Raw genomic sequence first — 19,305 nt, forward strand, 5'->3', positions numbered from 1 at the left:
CTCAGTCGTTGTGGCGCTCCCATGGAGTATCTGTCCCATAGCGCATCCTTCCATTGCTGGCTGAATAATGCACCATCAAAGCCTGGGATCAAACAGCTAGTCCCGTCAAACCCCTGCGAGCGACCGGGCCGCCTTTACCGCTCCAGCCGGTCGGAGAATATCTGGACTGAGGTGGACGAAGCTGCCTTCTATGCGAAGGCTCCGGACCATTTGCATCTGGCGCTCACCTTGGCGCTTTGGACCGGGCAGCGGCAAGGCGACCTCCTCCGGCTCACATGGTCCGCCTATGACGGAACGCATATCCGCTTGAAGCAACGCAAGACTGGCGCGCGGGTCATCATCCCCGCTGGCGCGCCTCTCCGGGCCGCTCTGGACGCGGCAAAGGCGAAGCGGTCGAACCGGGACCCCAAGGACACGAAGCCGCTTCCGTTGACGATCCTAGCGACTGAGGGCGGGACGACGTGGACGGAGTCTGGCTTCCGGGCATCATGGCGCAAGGCTTGCGCGAAGGCGGGCGTCGTGGGCGTCACGTTCCACGATCTTCGCGGGACAGCCGTGACCCGGCTGGCGCTGGCGGAGTGCAGCGAAGCGGAGATTGCGACGATCACGGGACACGCCCTCAAGGATGTCGGCGCGATACTCGACGCGCACTATCTGAAACGCGATTCCGGGCTGGCGGCAAGCGCTATTCGGAAGCTCGAAAACAGAGGGAAAGCTCCCAACTGACCGCCCAACTGAGGGTGGCGCGTCTGACTGAAAATCGGAAAAAGCCAATGAAAAGAATGGTGGATGCACTAGGGCTCGAACCTAGGACCCGCTGATTAAGAGTCAGCTGCTCTACCAACTGAGCTATGCATCCACACCGGGCAAGAGATAGGCGCCGGAGCGCCGCTTTCAACCGCGAGGCGGGGGCTATAGCGCGGGGTATGCGGGGTTGCAAGGCCGGAATTGATCCCGAAGCCTTAGATTGACGACGGACCTTCGCCTATCATGCTTTCCTCGCGCTGGCGGTTGATCGAAAGCAGGATGCCGATGAGCAGCATCGCGGTCATCATCGCCGATCCGCCGTAGGACATCAGCGGCAGTGGAATGCCGACGACGGGTGCGAAGCCCATGACCATCGCCAGATTGATGAACACGTAGAAGAACAGTGTGCAGGTGAGGCCCGCGGCCGTCAGCCGTGCAAACTGGTTGCGCGCGTGCAGGGCCACGGAAAACCCCCAGCCGAGGATGACCACATAGCAGCCGAGTACGAACATCATGCCGAGCAGTCCCCATTCCTCCGCCATCGTCGCGAAGATGAAATCGGTGTGCAGTTCCGGCAGATATTGAAGGTGGCTTTGCGTGCCCGACAGAAAGCCCTTGCCGGAGAAACCGCCCGATCCGATCGCGATCTTCGACTGGGTGATGTGATAACCGGCGCCGAGAGGGTCTGCCTCGGGATCGAGGAAGATGAGGACGCGCCTGCGCTGATAATCGTGCAGCAAGCCGATCGCGATGGGGATCGACGCGACCAGCGCCGCGCCGCCGCCCACGAACAGCGACATCCGCGCGCCTGCCAGAAACACGATCACGACGCCCCCGAATGCGATGGAAAGCGCGGTGCCGAGATCGGGCTGCAGCATGACGAGCCCAAAGGGCAGGCCGATCAGGATCGCAGGTGCGATGAGACTGCCCCAGCGCTGCGTTTCAACGCGCGGCAGATAATGAAAGAAGCGCGCAAGCGCGAGCACGATGGCGATCTTCATCAGTTCCGAAGGCTGCAGCCGGATGAAACCGAGATCGAGCCAGCGCTGGCTGCCGCCGCCGACCTTGCCGAGAATCTCGACACCCAGAAGCATGGTGACGGCAACGCCGTAGGCGGGATAAGCGGCGCGCAGCCACCAGGATAGCGGCACCTGGCTCATGGCGAGCGCCATCGCGAAAAAGACCGTGAAACGGATGCCCTGATTGAACGCCCAGGGGCGGATATGCCCGCCTGCGGCGGAATAAAGCACGGCAAGCCCGAAGCCCGCGAGCGCGAGCAGCGTGAGCAGAATTCGCCAGGGCAGCGCCTGCAGCCGCTCGGGGATCGCGCTGTTAAGCATCGGGGATCGGTTCGGAGGGTTGGGGTGTGGCCGCCGATTGCGCGGCTGCGGCGGCTACGGCCGCACGCTGCGCGGCCTGCCGACCCCAGCCTTCTTCCAGCTTCTCCAGCGCGGCGGTCGCTATCTCGGGCGCGAAAAGGAAGGTCATGACGTCCTTCGCGATCGGAGCCGCAGCAATGCTTCCGCCGCCGCCGTGCTCGACAACGACGCTGACCGCGTATCGCGGTTCCTCCACCGGCGCAAAGGCAATGAAATGGCCGTGATCGCGGTATTTCCAGGCGATGGAGTTGAAGTTCGCGCCGCGCGTCGCGCTCGTCAGCGCGCGCACCTGCGCTGTGCCGGTCTTGCCCGCCATCTGGATGGGGATCGGCAGGCGCGAGCGTCCGGCGGTGCCTTGCGGCCCGTTCACGGTCAGGCCCATGGCATAGCGGATGCGCGCGAGATGCTCCGGGTCGACATCCAGCGTGCCGGGCGTGCTGCCGCCCGAAACCAGCCGGGGCACGATGCTGCGGCCGGAGGCGAGGCGCGCGGTCATCACCGCGAGCTGAAGCGGCGAGGTGAGCATGTAGCCCTGGCCGATCGCAGTGTTGAGCGTCTCGCCGGTCAGCCACTCCTTGTCGTAGCGTCGGCGTTTCCATTCGGGCGTGGGGACGAGGCCGTCGCGCTGCGTCGGCAGTGACAGGCTCTCGTATTCCTGTCCCAGCCCGAGGCGCTTTGCCATGTTGGCGATGCGCTCTATGCCGACCTCGCGGCCGCGCGTGTAGTAATAGACATTGCAGCTCTGAAAGAGACTCTTGTCGAGGTTCACGGTGCCGTGCCCGCCGCGCCGCCAGCAGCCGAAGCGGTGGCTGCCGAGATAATAGGCGCCGGGGCAATGGACCGTCGCTTCGGGATCGATGCCGTATTCGAGCGCGGCGAGCGCCGTTACCGGCTTGAATGTCGAGCCCGGCGGATAAAGGCCCTGCACGGTCTTGTTGATGAGCGGATTATGATCGTCCGACATCAGCGCGTTCCATTCCTTGTGGCTGATGCCGTCGGAAAAGGCGTTGGGATCGAACGCGGGCATGGAGACGAGCGTGAGGACATCGCCCGTCCACACGTCCATGACGACGACGCTGCCGGATTCGGGGCCGAGCCGGCGCGCCGAGAATGACTGCAGATTGCGGTCGATGGTCAGTTTCACCGTCTGGCCTGGCGTATCGTTGACCGTGGAAAGCTCGCGAATCACCCGGCCGCGTGCGTTCACCTCCACGCGGCGTGCGCCCGCCTTGCCGCGCAGGGGAACGTCGAGCACCTTCTCGATGCCGTCCTTGCCGAGCTTGAAGGCCGGGTGCAGGTAGAGCGGGTCGCGATCTGCCGCCAGATACTGCTCGCGCGTCGGCGCGCCGACATAGCCGAGCAGGTGCCCGACCGCCTCGCCGTCGGGATAATAACGCGTGAAGCCGCGCACGGGCTGCACGCCGTCGTAATCGGGCAGGCGCACGTTGATCGCGGCGAAATCGTTCCAGCTGATCCCCGTTGCGACCTGAATGGGCAGATATTTCGGCTGAGTCGCCGCCGCCTCACGGATGCGCGCGACCTCGTCGGGCGGCAGGCGCAGCAAGCGCGTAAGGTCGGCGAGTATGGTTTCGAGGTCTGCGATCTGCTCCGGGATCAGTTCAAGCCGGTAATCGGGCTGGTTGACGGCGAGAGGCTTGCCGTTCCTGTCGACGATCCAGCCGCGCCGCGGCGGGATCAGCCGCACCGAAACGCGGTTGTCTTCGGCAAGGAGTTTGTATTTCTCCTGCTCGAAGATCGACAGATAAGCCATGCGACCGCCGAGCAGCAGCCCGAGGCTGCCGGTCGCCGCACCGACAAACAGCGTGCGGCGCGTGAACATCTGCTCGCGCGCGGCTTCGGAGTGCAGCGTCATGGCGCCCACCTACGCTGCGCCCGCGCGAAGATGTGCGCGGCAAGAGGATAAACGGCGATCGTGGCCGCAGTCTGCGTCGCAAGCGGCAGGAAGGGGATGGGGTCCGCAACGATGGCGCAAAGTCTCCACAGAGCCAGATGGTACACGAACAGCATGGGGATGCCGAACAGCCAATCGCCGATCCAGTTCGGACGGCGGATATACGCGTCGGCATACCGCACGAGTATCATGAACAGCGGCAGCAGCAGTCCGTTGGTGCCGACGGGCGTTCCAAGAAGGATATCGCCGACAAGGCCCATCGGCAGCCCAGTCCATTCGGGCATCTGCTGAGGGCGGTAGAGGGTCCATAACAGCACGAGCAGCAGCCCGAAATTCGGCATCACCGGCAGCGGCGCGAACATCGGCAGGGTCATCACCGCAAAAGCGATGATGACGACGATCATGGGAATCGCCAGCTTCCAGTGATCGAATACCCAGCGCGCACGTTCGCGCGCGGTCATCTGGTGCCAGGGCGTCGTGATCACTGTGCCGCCCGCGTCTGATTGACGGCTTCGGGATGCGCTTCGCGCTCTTGAGGCTGCTCTTCCGGAAGCAGAATGGGCGGCATGTAGGGGCGTTCCACGATCACGTATTCGAGCCCGTCAGGCGTTGCCGTAGGTCGCGCTTCGGGCATGTCGCCTGAAATGCGCGCGACGGTCGCGACGGGAAGGCCGGGAGGGAAAAGACCGCCGTCACCCGACGTGACGAGACGGTCGCCAACGCGGACGACCGCATTCGACGGGCCGGAGAGATCGATATCGAGAAGCGGCAGGTTCTTGCCGATGAGAAGCGCGGGAAGGCCGGTACGCACGACGCGCACGGGTACACGGCTCGACACATCGGTTATCAGCATCACCCGCGTCGCGCGGTTGCCGACATCGACCGTGCGTCCGATCAGACCCGACGCCGCGAAGACCGGCTGGCCGGGTTCGATGCCATCGCGCGCGCCGCCGCTGATCAGCGCATAGCGGACGTAGGCGCCGGTGCTCGAACCGGAAATCGCAAACACACCGATGCGCTCCCGCTCCGGTTCGGAAACCTTGAGCAGTTTCTTGAGTTCGCGGTTTTCATGCAGTGCCTGCAGGTGCCGCTCGCGCTCGATCTCGTACATCCGGTCGCGGCCTTCGAGCAGGCGCACCTTCTCGACGGCATTGAAATAATCTGCGACGGAGCCTGCTGCGGCCTGAACCTCCGCCAGCGGCACGAGAACGGCCGCCCAGAGCGGTGCGACGAGATCGGCAGCGCTGCTGCGGAGCGCGGAATAACGGTCCGGGCTGGCGCGGCTCAGCACCAGCAGCATCGCGGCTATGGCAACGGCGGCAATCGTCGCCGCGCGTCCCAGAAGCGCGATGTTGCGTTGACGGCGCGAACTCCGCCCGCTCGATCTGCGGGGTGGCCACGCCATCCGCAGTGACTCCTAGAGTGCGGTGGTGAGGACGCCGCGAAAGATCGGCTCTTCGAGCGCGCGGCCCGTGCCGAGCGCAACGCATGTCAGCGGATCGTCGGCGACGGTGACGGGAAGGCCGGTCGCATCGCGCAGCACCTCGTCGATCTGACCGAGCAGCGCGCCGCCGCCCGTCAGCACGATGCCCTGGTCGACGATGTCGGCGGCAAGCTCCGGCGCTGTGTTTTCCAGCGCCTGCCGCACGCCTTCGACGATCGCCGAAACCGGCTCAGACAGCGCCTCGGCGATCTGCGCCTGGTTGATGGTGATTTCCTTGGGCACGCCGTTCATCAGGTCGCGGCCCTTGATTTCAAGCGTCACGCCGACGCCGTCGAGCGGCGGTTTTGCGGTGCCGATTTCCTTCTTGATGCGCTCTGCGGTGGCTTCGCCGATCAGAAGGTTGTGGTTGCGGCGCACGTAGCTGACGATCGCATCGTCCATCTTGTCGCCGCCGACGCGCACGGAGGTTGTGTAGGCAAGGCCGCGAAGCGACAGCACGGCAACCTCGGTGGTGCCGCCGCCGATATCGACGACCATCGATCCGATCGGCTCCGTCACAGGCATTCCGGCGCCGATCGCGGCGGCCATCGGCTCCTCGATCAGATACACCTGGCTCGCGCCCGCGTTGTTCGCAGCGTCGCGGATGGCGCGGCGCTCGACGCTGGTGGAACCCGACGGCACGCAGATCACGATTTCGGGGTAATTGCCGAACTTGCGCGTATGCACCTTCTTGATGAAATGGTTGATCATCTGCTCGGCGACATAGATGTCGGCGATCACGCCGTCGCGCAGCGGACGGATGGCTTCCACGTTGCCCGGCGTCTTGCCCATCATCATCTTGGCGTCGTTGCCGACCGCCTTCACGACCTTGCGGCCGTTGATCGTTTCGATGGCGACCACCGACGGCTCGTTGAGCACGATTCCGCGCCCGCGCACGTAGACGAGCGTGTTGGCCGTACCGAGATCGATGGCCATGTCCTGGGCAAGAAAACCGAAAAGGCGGCTGAGCATGGAGTTCTTCTCTTTTATGCGTGTGGACGCGTGTTGGCCTGCATATGCAGCGTTGTCGCAGGGAAGTGCAAGGGGCGCATTGGCGTCGATTCCGTGGTTAACGCGGCTTTCACCACGCAATACGCGATGAACCGCTAACAAAGCCTTGCGATCGTTGCTAGGAAGACGCGGTCATGTCGATCCGCCGCTTGCCCGAAGACCTCGTGAACCGCATCGCCGCGGGCGAAGTCGTCGAGCGACCCGCGAGCGCGGTGAAGGAACTCGTCGAGAATGCGCTCGATGCGGGCGCGACGCGAATCACGGTCGAACTGGAAGGCGGCGGCCTCGACCTCATCGCGATCACCGACGACGGCTGTGGCATGGATGCCGACGACCTCCGCCTGTCGCTCGAACGTCACGCCACCTCGAAGCTGCCGACGGGCGATCTCGGAGCCATCGCCACGATGGGATTTCGCGGCGAGGCGCTGCCGTCCGTCGCCAGCGTCAGCCGTTTCCGCGTCGCCAGCCGCACTGCGGGCGGGGAAGGGTGGGAGATCGAGATCGACCACGGCGCGATCCAGCGCGACGGCCCCGTCTCGCTGCCGCCCGGCACTCGGGTTTCGGTCGCAGACCTGTTCGGCAAGGTGCCCGCACGGCGCAAGTTCATGAAAAGCCCGCGCGCCGAGCTTGCCGCCTGCCTCGATACCGTGCGCCGCCTCGCCATGGCGCGCGCCGACGTCGGGTTCAGCGTTGCCCACGAAGGTCGCCGCCTGCTCGATGCGCAGCCTTCGGTGGACCTCCTCGAAAGCGCCCGCATCGCCCGCCTTGCCGCGATCCTGGGGCAGGATTTCACCGATAACGCCGTGCCGATCGATCTGGTGCGCGATGGACTGCGCCTCGGCGGGCTCGCGGCCGTGCCGACCTACAGCCGCGGTGCGGCGGACCACCAGTATCTGTTCGTCGGCGGGCGCCCGGTGAAGGACCGTCTGCTGCTCGGCGCAGTGCGCGGCGCCTACCGCGATCTGCTGGCGCGGGACCGGCATCCGGTGCTCGCGCTGTTCCTCGACGTGCCCGGCGACTTCGTCGACGTGAACGTGCATCCGGCGAAGACCGAGGTGCGCTTCCGCGATCCGGCGCTGGTGCGCGGGCTTATCGTCTCGGGATTGCGTCATGCGCTCGACAGCGGCAGCGGCCACGCCGCGACGACGATTTCGGATGCTGCGCTGGCGGCATTTCACGCCGAGCCGCTCGCACCCGTGCCTCAGCAGCGCACCGCATCGATGTTCGGCGAGCACAGCTTCCGGTTCAATGCGCCGCCGCAGGCGCGTGCAGAGGCGCCGTCGCCGGTCTACGCCGAAAGCCGCGACGCTGACCTCACGGCGTTCCCGCTCGGCGCCGCGCGCGGGCAGGTGCACGGCAGCTGGATCGTTGCGGAGACCGCCGACGCGCTCGTCATCGTCGATCAGCATGCTGCGCACGAGCGCTTGACGCTCGAAAAGATGAAGCGCGCGATGGAAGGCGGCGGCGTCCGATCGCAGGCGCTGTTGCTGCCGGAGGTCGTCGAGCTGGACGAAGCGGAATGCGACGGGCTCGAAGCGCACGCCGCCGAGCTTGCCGAAATGGGCTTGGAGATCGAGCGTTTCGGCGCGGGCGCCATCCTCGTCCGCGCGATGCCCGCGATCCTCGGCAACGCCGACGCGAAGGCGCTGGTGCGCGATCTTGCCGACGACATCACCAGCCTCGGCGCGGCGCACAGCCTGAAGGAACGGCTCGACGAGGTGTTCGCCACCATGGCCTGCCACGGATCGGTGCGGGCAGGGCGCGCGCTCGGCGTCACGGAAATGAACGCGTTGCTGCGCGAAATGGAAGCGACGCCGCATTCGGGCCAGTGCAACCACGGGCGCCCGACCTATGTGAAGCTCGCGCGCGGCGATATCGAGAAGCTGTTCGGGAGGCGGTAGAAGGGACGCCGGTCGATGCCGACAAGCGCCCCTTCGCCAACAGGAGTCTCAGTATTTGGCGCGCAGCGTCAGCAGCACGCTCCGGGGCTCGCCGTAGTTGTTGTATGTGTTGAGCGAGCCCACCCGCACATAATAGACCTTGTCGAACAGGTTGTTGACGGTGGCGAAGGCCCGCAGATGCTCGTTGAAGCGATAGCCGAGCTGGGCATTGGCGACCGCAAACGATCCCTGTTCCCGGATTCCCGCGACACCAGCGCCGACGACCTTGCTTTGTGCATTGACCCCCACCGACGCAAACGCTCCGCCGAGCGCCGCCGGTTCATAGCGTGCATAGCCCTTGAATTGATGACGCGGCGTGAAGATGTCGAAGACCGTGCCGGTCTGCGTCGCCGTCCCCACCTCATATTCGGTTTTGACATTCGTGTAGCCGAGGTTGACGTCGAGCCCTTCAAGCGGGCTGCCCGTGATCTCGAATTCGAAGCCTTCGATGCTGACCTCTCCGGCTGGTACGAAAAAGCCCGGTGCCGAGGCGTCGGCGAGCGCGCGGTTCTTGTCCTTGCTGCGGAACACGGCGGCGGCGGTGTTGAGCTTGCCGTCAAGGAAACGGCCCTTCAGCCCGACCTCGTATTGCTGCCCGACGCGTGGATCGATCGTCGTTCCGTCCTGCCGCAGCGCGGTCTGCGGGTTGAAGATGTCCGAATAGCTTCCGTAAAGCGTGACATTATCGGTGAGGTAAAGCACCGCGCCCACGCTTGGCGTGAACTTGCCGCGTTCGCGCGACGTTACACGGAAATCGGTGACGGCCGAGGGCAGGATATTGCGGGATTTGTTGGTAAAATCGCTGATGCGCCCGCCCAGAACCACGGTCAGCGGATCGAGGATACGTAGCCGCGCCTGCGCGTGGAAGCCGCTCTGCCGAAGGTCGGTCTCGCTGCCCTGCGTGAATGCCGCAGAGGGCTGCGGAATCGAATCCGCATCGAAGATCGAGTATCGGCCCACCACCGTCTGAGACCGAGACAGAAACGATGTCGTGCGCCTGTCGTAGCTGTAGCCGATCGCCAGTTCATGCTCGCGCCCGAACAGTGCGAACGGTCCGGTCGCATAAGCGTCCAGCGCCTGCTTGCGGTTCTGGCCGTCACTGCGACGGTTCACATAGTTTGCCGTCAATGTATCGGGATCGACCCCGGTGCCCGGCTGGATGAATGCGTCCATCCACGCACGGGGAATGTCGCGTTCGAGCGCGCGTACCTTGAGCGCCCACCGCCCGAACCGCTGTTCGACCTCGGCGGCATATTCTACCGTCGTGTCGGTGAAGAGGTTCCAGTCCGGCAGGTGCTGGAAGCTGCGCGGAAAGCCGAGGAACTGCTGGTTGGTGAACGCGGGCTGGCCGTTTTGCGGCGTATTGGCTTCGTTGTCCTGATAGCTGATCGATGCGCCGATCGTGGTGGTGGGCGTAAGGTCATAGTCGATTGCGCCGTAGGCGACGAATTTCCGCGTGTGCGATTTTTTCTGGAAGAAATCGCGGTCGAGAAGGCTGCCGACCGCGCGGACCCGCAGTTTTCCGGCAGCATCAACCGGCCCGCCGATATCGAATTCTCCGCGATAGTTGTTCCACGAGCCCGCCGAGAGCGCGGCCGACATCGAAAATTCGTTCTGGCCGCGCTTGCGGATGAGGTTGATCGTGCCGCCCGGCGATCCGGCACCGCGAAACAGGCCGGTAGGTCCGCGCTGGATTTCGATGCGTTCGTAAATCACAAGGTCGAATTCCGGCACGCCCGATGAAAAGGTCGATGGAACGCCGTCGTAGGCATAATCGAGCACGAAGCCGCGCGCGCGATAATCCGGGTTCGAACCGTCGAACGGCATCACGGTCACGCCCGTTACCTGCTGCACGGCTTCGCCGATCGTGAAGAGGTTGCGGTCTTCGATCTGTTCCCGCGTCACGACGCTTATCGATTGCGGGATTTCAAGAATGGGGGCAGGTCTCTTGCCCGCTACCGCCGCGCTTTCCGGTGCATAGCTGTCGTCGGCGGCGATGCCGGTCACGACGATTTCAGAGCGGCGGCGCTCTTCGGCGTCCGTGTCGTCAGCATAGGCAGGAACGGCAAGAAGCGGCAGGCCGAGCAATAGCCCGGCCCGAAACGACGATGCAAAATTCACGATTTTCCCCTGATGTAGTATGAGATAGTATATCATACCAATTAACATCAAAAGATCATGGTGCAAGCGGCTTGTTCGGATATCTCACTGAAGGGAACGGCGAAGGGAAGGGACCGGGTTCTGTGCTGCGCCCTCAGCCCTCCTTCCGCGCCTCGGCAATCGCCTTCTTCAGTTCGTCATACCCTACCGCGCCGGAAAGGATGCGGTTGCCGATGACGTAGCTCGGCGTGCCGGTCAGCCCGAGCGCGTTGCCGAGGCGGAGGTTCTTGTCGATTTCGCGTTTCAGGCGCTCGCTTTTCATGTCGGTCGCGGCGCGGGCTTCATTCAGCCCGGCCTTGCGGACGCCCTGGATCGTCTTTTGGGTGGAGACGCGCGCCTTGTCGGTGAACATCCAGTTGTAGAAGGCGCGGTACTTGCCCTGCTCGGCCGCCGAAAGGCTGGCGAGTGCGGCCTCGCGCGAGGCTTCGCCGAGCACCGGGAGATCGCGGTAGACGACCTTCAGCCCCTTGTCTTCCTTCATCAGCCTCTCGACGTCGGGATGCGACAGGCGGCAGTAGGGGCAATTGTAATCGAAGAACTCGACGAGCGTGACGTCGCCGTCCTTCGCGCCTGCCCATGCGCTGCCGTAGGGTGTTTCGATCTCTTCGCGGTTCTGGGAAACGAGGCTGGAGACCTCGCGCGCCTGCAGGCGGTTCACCGCCTCCGGGATGATTTCGGGATGCGCGAGGATATAATCGTGGACGATTTTCTCCACCTCCTCGCGCTGCGCCTTGGTCAGTGCGCCGCCGTTTGCGATCGAGGGTTGGCGGCCGGTCAGCAGCATCAAAAGCCCGCCCGCGAGCAGCAGCAGCGCGATCGCGCCGGCGATGTTGGCCGCAAGCGGCCAGCGCGCCCGCAGGCGTCTGTAGATGTCGATCATAATGCCCCTAACGACGTTTCCTTTTGCCGCCTTCTTCTTCAACGGCATGCTGGCTCACCATGTAGATATCCTGCGCGCGAATCCAGTCCGGAGTGCCGGGGGAGAGGCCGGCCATCGCCTTGCGGGAACTGGCGAAGGCAAGCTGCGCGTTGCCCGACAAATTATTCTGTTCGGCGGTTGCGAGCGCGGCGCGCGCTTCGTCGCCGCCGCGCGCGTAAGCGATGCCGAGTTGATACCACGCGAACGGGTTGCGATTGTCGCGCGCCACGGCGGCGCGCAGCACGCGCTTGGCTTCCTCGGTGTTCTCGGGATCCTCGGTCGCGATCAGCGCGTGGCCGAGCATCGCGGCGATGAGCGGCTGTTCGGGGGCGAGCGCGACGGCCCGGCGCAGCGGACCGATCGCTTCCTCGACCTTGCCGGATTCGAGCAGCACCTGGCCTTTGAGTTCAAGGAAGAAGGGGTCGTCGGGGGCGCCCCGGAGCAACCAGTCGACCTCGGTGGCTGCACGGTCGGGGAACGCGTTCTTGTGCCACGCATAAGCGCGCGCATAGTGGGCAGGAACGGACGTGTCGGTTTCCGGAAACTTCCGGAACGTGCTCGACGGTTCCTCCACGAAGCCCGAAAGTTTGGCCTGTATGCGCAGGAACTTCGCCTGCAGCGCCGGATCGATGGGTTTGTCCCACGCCGGGTCGTTCCGGTACGTGTTTTCAAGCGCGGCGATACGGTCTCCGGTCAGCGGGTGGGTACGCGCGTAGCCGTTGTCCTGCGGAATCAAAAGGCGGAATTCCTGATTTTGCAGCTTCTTGAAGAAGCTGATCGAGCCCTTGCCGGACAGTCCCGCCTTTTGGAGGAACGTCGCACCGGCCTGATCTGCGGCGGATTCCTGCGTGCGCGAGTAAGCGAGGAACTTGCCCATTGCCGCCTGCTGACCACCCGCGAAGATCGCCATGCCCGCTTCGCCGGCCCCGGCCGCCATTGCCGCCGCGCCGAGCAGCATCGAGAGCAGCGTGATCGAGGTGGCGGCCTTGGCGCCCTCGCTGAAGCGCACGATGTGTCCGCCGGTGATGTGGCCGATTTCGTGGGCGATGACGCCCTGCACCTCGTTGACGTCGTCCGCCGCCATGATGAGGCCGCTGTGGATGTAGACCGCCTGGCCGCCCGCGACGAAGGCGTTGATCGAGGAATCGCCGATCAGCACCACGTCGAGTGAGCGCGGATTGAGCCCGGCGGCCTCTGCGAGCGGGGCTGAAATTTCGTGGAAGAAGGCTTCTGTCTCGGCGTCGCGGAGGATGCTTTGGGCCAGCGCCGGGCGCACCGACGCGGTGAAGGCGATCACGACGGCAAGAAAAAGACGCAGTCCGGCGCAGAAAAAACGTGTTTGGGAAAACCGGGATGTCATCGTCGCCATATCACCCTTTGCGACTGAACCCCCGCTGAGTGAAACTAGAGCGGCGGCGGGCGATTGCAAGCCCGCCGCCGCATCCGATGCGTTGATACCTCAGTCGCCGAATGTCCGCTGCCACCAGCCTTTACGCGGCGAAGTGCCGGGTTCACCCGTTTCGCCTGCGGGCGCCTCTGCCGTTTCAGCGTCTTCTACGGATTCTGAAACAGTCTCCGCAGCAGGGGCGCTCTTGGCAGCAGCCTTGCGGCGCGGCGCGCGCTTCGGCTTTTCGGGCGCTTCGACGGCCACGACTTCAGCCGGTGCAGCGGATTCCGGCGCCAGTTCCGGTGCAAGCTCCGGTTCAGGCGCAGCATTCACGGTGTCTGCCTTTTTGCGGCGGGTCCGCTTCGGTTTTGCGTCTGCCTCGGGGACGTCTGCTTCGGCGGCGGGAGGCTCGACGGCTTCCGGCTCTGCAGTTTCCATCGGTTCGGCCTTCACGGCCTTGCGGCGGCCCCGCGGTTTGCGTGCGGGTGCAGCAGCCTCTTCCGCAGGTGCGGGATCGGCGGGCGCTTCCTCATCGGCAGGTTCAGCTTCCGGCGCGGCTTCAGTGTCCTGACCCGCTTCGCCGGCGATCTCCTCGCCGTTCCGGCGGCGACCGCCCCGGCGGCCGCGACGGCGACGACGGCGCTTGCTGCCATCATCCTCGCGGTCGTCACGCGTTTCCTCCGCATCGGCTGCGGCGTCTTCGGGAGCTTCCGCATCCGCATCCGCATCTTCGCCTTGCGCAGCGTCCTGCGGCGCGGGTGCGCGCTCATCGTCGCGCTCGCGGTCCCGGCGTCCGCCGCGTCCACGGCGGCGGCGGCGTGAACGGCCGCCCGCCTCGTCGCGGGGTTCATCCTCACGGTCGCGGCGTTCGGAGACTTCGACCTCTTCTTCCTCGTCCTCTTCCTCGACCACCTCATCATCGTCGTCATCATCGGCGACGGGCACGACCGGGGTCTGCAAGTCGACGCGGGGCGTCGGGGGCGGGCCGCCGCCGTCGATTTCCTGCTCGCCGACGTTGAGATCGCCGTTCGGCGTGATCTCGACCATGACGCCGTAAAGATCCTCGATGCGGGATATCTGGTTGCGCTTCACGTTCAGCATGTAGATCGCCACCTCGAAAGGCAGGCGCAGCGTGATGCGGCTGTGCTTGCCGCGCAGCGCTTCGGCTTCCAGCACGCGCAGTGCGCCGAGCGCGGCGGACTGCACGGTTCGGACCATGCCCGCGCCGTCGCACACCGGGCAAACATGCGTCGAGGCTTCGAGAACGCCGGTCCGCAGCCGCTGACGGCTCATTTCAAGCAGGCCGAACGACGAGATGCGCCCCACCTGAATGCGCGCGCGATCGTGCTTCAGCGCCTCTTTCAGCGCCTTCTCGACCTTGCGGTTGTTCGAGTGCACATCCATGTCGATGAAGTCGATCACGACGAGCCCGGCCATGTCGCGCAGACGCAGCTGGCGGGCGATCTCGCGCGCGGCTTCAAGGTTCGTCTTGAGCGCGGTTTCCTCGATATTGTGTTCGCGCGTCGACTTGCCCGAGTTGATGTCGATCGAAACGAGCGCTTCGGTCGGGTTGATGACCATGTAGCCGCCGGACTTCAGCTGCACCACCGGGTGGTACATCGCGGCAAGCTGCTGTTCGACCTGGTAGCGCTGGAAAAGCGGAACAGGGTCAACGTATTGCTGAACCTTCTTCGCGTGGCTCGGCATCAGGAGCTTCATGAAGCTCCTGGCCGCACGGTATCCCTCTTCTCCGTCCACCAGCACTTCGCCGATGTCGCGGTTGTAGATATCGCGGATGGCGCGCTTGATGAGATCGGAGTCCTCGTGGATCAGCGCAGGCGCGGACGAGGCCAGCGTCTTCTCGCGGATCTCGTCCCAAAGGCGCGTGAGGTAATCGAAGTCGCGGCGGATCTCGGCGCGCGTGCGCGACAGGCCCGCCGTGCGGATGATGCAGCCCATGCCCTGCGGCAGCTGCAGTTCCGAAACGATGGATTTCAGGCGCTTGCGATCGCTCTGGTTCGAGATCTTGCGGCTGATGCCGCCGCCGTGGTTGGTGTTCGGCATGAACACGCAGTAGCGGCCAGCGAGGCTGAGGTACGTGGTGAGCGCCGCACCCTTGTTGCCGCGCTCTTCCTTGACGACCTGCACCAGAAGCACCTGACGGCGCTTGATGACTTCCTGGATCTTGTAGCGGCGGCGCAGGTTCTGGCGCTTCGCCCGCATGGCGTTGTCGTGGTCGTCGTGATGATCGCTGCCGACGGTCGTGGGTGCCGGCGGTTCGCTGTCCTCACCGTCTTCGGAACGCTCGTCGGCGCTGTCGACGTCGTCGTCATCGTCTTCGTGTTCCGCGTCCATCTCCGCGCGGTGCTCTTCAGCAGCCTCGCGCTCTTCGCGGAGCAGAGCGTCGCGATCCTCTTTCGGAATCTGGTAGTAATCCGGATGGATTTCCGAAAAGGCGAGGAAGCCGTGACGGTTTCCGCCATATTCAACAAACGCCGCCTGCAGAGAGGGTTCGACGCGTGTGACCTTGGCGAGGTAGATATTGCCCTTCAGTTGTTCCTTCTGGGCAGATTCGAAGTCAAACTCTTCGATCCGGTTGCCTTCTATGACGGCGACCCGGGTCTCCTCCGGGTGGCGCGCGTCGATGAGCATGCGCATTGACATTTAATGTTCTCCGAGGCCGCGGCACCTCTGCAGATTGCGCTGCAGGCGATGGGGCACGTGTTACGGGAGCGTCGGCCAGAACCGCGCTCCGATGGTTTGGAAGTGTGGCGAGCCGCATGCCGCGCACTGAGGGGAAGGCCATCGCCTTCATTGTCTCCTCATGGCATTGCATTGCCTGCATGCGTCAAAACCTCAATGTTAGCGGCAGCATTTCCCCGTCCGACAAATTGCCAGTGCCGTTTCGCGCGGGAAGGCGCGAAACCATCGACCCGTAAGGGAGCAGACGGCGTAGACACTGACGGCGGGCCGGACTGATTTTGGCCACTTTTGGTCTGCTAGCAGCTATGCGTGGCAGGAACAACACAAAGCGTTACGGAAATATGCAATTCACTTGAACAGTGCAGTGCTTAACCATAAGATTCGGCGGAAGTTCGCCATTTGTGGCGGTTCCGAATGGGCAAAAGACGCTCTTGCGGGGGATGGAACATGTTACGCTGGCTGAGGCGGGGAGGAAGGGCGCTCGGCGTACCGCTGCTGGCGGCGTGCGCTGCGCTTTCGATGCCTGCTGCGGCCGCGCGGCTTGGTGAGGCCGTCGTTACGGCGAGCGGTGGCGCTGCTACCGTGATGATCGATGCAGACGGCGCCGCGCGCGTCTCGGCCTTCGCACTGTCTGGTCCGCCGCGACTGGCCATTGATCTCGACGGCATGATCGCTCCGGCTGGATCATCGCAGGGCAGCGGACTTGTCAGCAAGGTTCGGATCGCCCAGTTCGATACCGACACGGCGCGCGTCGTGCTCGACCTCGCCGCACCTGCCCGCATTACGTCAAGCGCGATTTCCGGCGGCAAACTCCGGTTGACGGTGTCCCCGTCAACCGAGGCGGCGTTCGCCAAAAGCGTCGCGGCCGGGCGAACGACATTGATTGCAGCCCCTCCAAAGGTGGAAAAGCCGGCCTTGGTTGCGCAAGCCGCGCCAAAGCCCGTGCAGACGGTCGTGAAATCCGCCCCGCCGGCGCCCGCCAAGTCTGCGACAATCGCGCCTACCCAGGTCGCCGCGATCGCACCCTCGCCAAAGCTGGCGGCCCCGCCGCGCACACGCGTCACGGGGCAGTTGCCGGTGGTCGTGATCGATGCGGGGCACGGCGGCAAGGATGTCGGCACGATCAGCGTGCTCGGCAAAACCAAATACGAAAAGGACGTCGTTCTCGCGATCGCCAAGGCGATCAAGAAGGAGCTTGATGCCTCGGGGCGCGTGAAGGCGATCCTGACGCGCAGCGACGACACTTACCTCCGCCACCGCGACCGGTTCGGGATCGCGCGGCGCAGCAATGCGGCACTCTTCATTTCCGTGCACGCCGACAGCGCGCCGGTGCCGAACGCCAGCGGCGCAACGGTTTACACGCTTTCGGAAACCGCGTCCGACGCGGAAGCTGCGCGGCTTGCGGCCAAGGAAAACCGTTCGGATATCATCGGCGGGGTGGATCTCGCAGTCGAAACCAACGAGGTGACCGACATCCTTATCGACCTCGCGCAGCGCGAGACGATGAATACATCCGCGGAGTTCGCCGCCATCCTTCAGCGCGAAATGCGCCAGGACATCAAGGTGCGCAGCCAGTTCCACCGCTTCGCGGGGTTCCTGGTGCTGAAGGCGCCGGATGTGCCCTCGGTGCTGCTGGAGACGGGCTATCTTTCGAACGAGGAGGACTCGAAGTTCCTCTTCTCCGCCTCAGGCCAGCAGCGGATCGCCAAGGCTGTGCGCCGCGCGGTCGAGGCGCACTTCCTGCGGCGGCTCGCTCAGCGCTGAGCCGCGCGCACGCAGGATCGTCTCGGCGACGTGCAGCGTGCGGGTGTTGTCGACATCGATCGCGAGTGCGCCGTCACTGACGAGGACGGGACGGATCGCGAGGCCGAACCGATGCGAGAAGCCTCGGAATGCGCCGTCGAGCGTGGCAAGGCCGTAGCGGAAGCGGATGAGGTTCAGGAGTCCGAACGCCTTTACGATCCGCATCGGGAATTTGGCGAACTGACCGCCGCCCCGAAAGACTTCGGCGGCTTTCAGCGCGTCGCGCGAGCCGAGAATGTAGGTGTTGCAGTTCGAATATTCGCCGCATCGGAAGCGGTAGAAGCGGCGCTGCCCGTCCGGGTGGGCGGCGGCCACCCGTTCGCGGCGCGCGAATGCGACGGCGGCGTCCGCGCCTTGCGACGCAGCGAGGATTTCGGTGACGCTCGCGGGCGTCAGGTTCACATTGTCGGCGGTGGTGACGAGAAAGGGCGGGGCGGATGCGTCCGCAGCGCCGATGACGCTGTCGACCAGATTGGGCGCGGAGCGCGCCACGGCGATGCGTCCGCTTCCGAGGTGCCGGATGAGCGGTGCAAGAATTTCAGGCGCGTCGATCGAAACGATGATCCTGGCGACACCGGGGGATGCGTCGAGCGCTTCAAGCACATGGAGCAGCATCGGCTTGCAGGCGACGGGGACGAGGCACTTGTGCGAGACGCCTGCGTCCGCAGCGAGCGGATCGAGGCGCCCGTCGCGCTTGCCGGCAAGCACGATGGCGGAAAATCCGGCGCTCATCTCAGGCTACGAGCCGGTCCGAGGCGGCGGTTATCAGGCCCTGCCGCCACAGGCTGTGCGCGACGATCGACTCGACGAGTTCGTGATGCTCGATGCCGAGCGTCGCTGCGGAGCGGGAAATGCTCTTCTTCGACCAGAGGTTGCACGAGAGGTTCACTTCCATGAACCACACGCTTTCGCTCGCCGGGTCGTATCGGAACTCGAAGCGTCCGTAGTCGAACGGCCAAAGCTCCCGGCAGAGCGTGCGTGTCATGGCGTACAGCCGCTGCGCGACACGGGAATTCGCCAGCACTTCGAGCGGGTCGTCGCGCTGTTCGGTGAGCGCGCGCTTTTCCTCGTAGCTGCGCAGCGCTTCGGGATCGGCGGGGATGTAGGCCATCGCGGGCAGCAGCCACGGCTCGGGCGAGCGTCCGCCGACAACCGGCACGGCCACATCGAGCAGCGGCAGCCACGGCTCGATGATCGCGTCGTGACCCGCAGTGTGCAGATGCGCGGCGTGATCGAGCGCGCCCGCCCAGCTTTCGGAAACGCCGATGCCCCACGATGCCGAGGATGCATTGGGCTTGATGATGTAGCGCGCCGCCTTGAAGGGGTCCACGACCGCAAGATCGGTGCCGCGCCGAAGGATGCGCCAGTCCGCAGTTGGGACGCCGTGGCGATGCGCCGCCAGCTTCATCAGGTGCTTGTCGTCCGAAAGGCCGCGCAGGATCGGTGAGGCCCCCAGATAGGGTATGCCGAGCCTTTGCAGCAGAAGCGGCGCCAGCATCTCGCTGTTGAGAAACCCGGCGCGGTTCAGCAGCGGAAACACGAAATCGACATCGGGCGCGGAAAACAGCGCATCGAAACGGTTCGCCGTCACAACATCGAGACCGATCTTCTCGAGCGTGCGGCGCAGTTCGTGATGATACACGGCATGGTTGCCGTCGACGCGGTCGTGGCCGCCGTCGCCGCATGCGTGCTTCGCGAGCAGCATGATTCGGAGCGAAGCCTTCAGATGCGCGGGGATCTGCAGGCAGTGTTCGTGGGGAATATCATGTTCCATGCTGGCCGGTTAGCAGCGGCAAGCGACGGTTCCGTGCCAGTCCTGTTGCGGGACGATGACGTCTCGGCTGCAGACGCGGTTCGGCGC

General features: G+C 64.7%; 14 protein-coding genes and 1 tRNA gene. 3 read left to right on the forward strand and 12 right to left on the reverse strand.

The window, feature by feature from the left end; translation table 11 throughout:
• Window positions 1-171 precede the first annotated feature (171 nt).
• Window positions 172-726, forward strand: coding sequence for a tyrosine-type recombinase/integrase (locus tag GGQ98_RS16230; protein ID WP_341534243.1), 555 nt, complete (start codon window positions 172-174; stop codon window positions 724-726).
• 57 nt (window positions 727-783) lie between these two features.
• Here GGQ98_RS16230 and GGQ98_RS16235 read toward each other — a convergent pair.
• The 6 genes from GGQ98_RS16235 to GGQ98_RS16260 form a co-directional block, all read right to left on the reverse strand.
• Window positions 784-859: transfer RNA gene (locus tag GGQ98_RS16235), tRNA-Lys, on the reverse strand.
• A gap of 103 nt (window positions 860-962) precedes the next feature.
• Window positions 963-2,087, reverse strand: coding sequence for a rod shape-determining protein RodA (gene rodA / locus GGQ98_RS16240; RefSeq protein WP_184071406.1), 1,125 nt, complete (start codon window positions 2,085-2,087; stop codon window positions 963-965).
• Window positions 2,080-3,999: a penicillin-binding protein 2 gene (gene mrdA, locus GGQ98_RS16245; RefSeq protein ID WP_243451960.1), complete on the reverse strand. Its 1,920-nt coding sequence runs from the start codon at window positions 3,997-3,999 to the stop codon at window positions 2,080-2,082. Before mrdA ends, rodA begins: the two co-directional genes overlap by 8 nt.
• Window positions 3,996-4,523 carry a rod shape-determining protein MreD gene (mreD, locus tag GGQ98_RS16250; RefSeq protein ID WP_184071408.1) on the reverse strand — a complete coding sequence of 176 codons (528 nt, stop codon included), beginning with the start codon at window positions 4,521-4,523 and terminating at the stop codon, window positions 3,996-3,998. The genes mrdA and mreD overlap by 4 nt, the downstream gene beginning before the upstream one ends.
• Window positions 4,520-5,443 (reverse strand): rod shape-determining protein MreC, encoded by a 924-nt coding sequence (locus GGQ98_RS16255; protein ID WP_184071411.1) that lies wholly within the window; start codon window positions 5,441-5,443, stop codon window positions 4,520-4,522. Before GGQ98_RS16255 ends, mreD begins: the two co-directional genes overlap by 4 nt.
• 12 nt (window positions 5,444-5,455) lie before the next feature.
• On the reverse strand, window positions 5,456-6,493 hold the full coding sequence (locus GGQ98_RS16260) for a rod shape-determining protein (protein ID WP_184071413.1): 1,038 nt from the start codon (window positions 6,491-6,493) through the stop codon (window positions 5,456-5,458).
• A 173-nt stretch (window positions 6,494-6,666) separates the two neighbouring features.
• On the opposite strand from GGQ98_RS16260, the gene mutL reads away from it, so the two are divergent.
• Window positions 6,667-8,433 carry a DNA mismatch repair endonuclease MutL gene (gene mutL / locus GGQ98_RS16265; RefSeq protein ID WP_184071415.1) on the forward strand — a complete coding sequence of 589 codons (1,767 nt, stop codon included), beginning with the start codon at window positions 6,667-6,669 and terminating at the stop codon, window positions 8,431-8,433.
• A gap of 48 nt (window positions 8,434-8,481) precedes the next feature.
• Here the strand turns inward: mutL and GGQ98_RS16270 are convergent, their stop codons facing one another.
• From GGQ98_RS16270 to GGQ98_RS16285, 4 genes are all read right to left on the reverse strand, one after another.
• Entirely contained in the window at window positions 8,482-10,593 is a 2,112-nt protein-coding gene (locus GGQ98_RS16270) for a TonB-dependent siderophore receptor (protein WP_184071417.1), read from the reverse strand.
• 133 nt (window positions 10,594-10,726) lie between these two features.
• Window positions 10,727-11,512: a DsbA family protein gene (locus tag GGQ98_RS16275; RefSeq protein ID WP_184071419.1), complete on the reverse strand. Its 786-nt coding sequence runs from the start codon at window positions 11,510-11,512 to the stop codon at window positions 10,727-10,729.
• A 7-nt stretch (window positions 11,513-11,519) separates the two neighbouring features.
• Entirely contained in the window at window positions 11,520-12,911 is a 1,392-nt protein-coding gene (locus GGQ98_RS16280) for a M48 family metalloprotease (protein ID WP_184071444.1), read from the reverse strand.
• A gap of 99 nt (window positions 12,912-13,010) precedes the next feature.
• Complete coding sequence (locus GGQ98_RS16285; RefSeq protein WP_184071421.1) at window positions 13,011-15,602, reverse strand: Rne/Rng family ribonuclease; 2,592 nt, start codon at window positions 15,600-15,602, stop codon at window positions 13,011-13,013.
• A 486-nt stretch (window positions 15,603-16,088) separates the two neighbouring features.
• On the opposite strand from GGQ98_RS16285, the gene GGQ98_RS16290 reads away from it, so the two are divergent.
• Window positions 16,089-17,405, forward strand: coding sequence for an N-acetylmuramoyl-L-alanine amidase (locus GGQ98_RS16290; protein WP_184071423.1), 1,317 nt, complete (start codon window positions 16,089-16,091; stop codon window positions 17,403-17,405).
• Here GGQ98_RS16290 and GGQ98_RS16295 read toward each other — a convergent pair.
• Together GGQ98_RS16295 and GGQ98_RS16300 are read right to left on the reverse strand one after the other, a co-directional pair.
• Window positions 17,328-18,176 (reverse strand): NTP transferase domain-containing protein, encoded by an 849-nt coding sequence (locus tag GGQ98_RS16295; RefSeq protein WP_184071425.1) that lies wholly within the window; start codon window positions 18,174-18,176, stop codon window positions 17,328-17,330. The genes GGQ98_RS16290 and GGQ98_RS16295 overlap by 78 nt on opposite strands.
• Before the next feature lies 1 nt (window position 18,177).
• The gene (locus GGQ98_RS16300) at window positions 18,178-19,218 is read right to left on the reverse strand and encodes a D-alanine--D-alanine ligase family protein (protein ID WP_184071427.1); all 1,041 of its coding nucleotides are present in this window, start codon (window positions 19,216-19,218) and stop codon (window positions 18,178-18,180) included.
• Window positions 19,219-19,305 lie beyond the last annotated feature (87 nt).

The sequence above is a fragment of the Sphingosinicella soli genome, from assembly GCF_014199685.1.
In the GTDB taxonomy this organism is placed as follows: domain Bacteria; phylum Pseudomonadota; class Alphaproteobacteria; order Sphingomonadales; family Sphingomonadaceae; genus Sphingosinicella; species Sphingosinicella soli.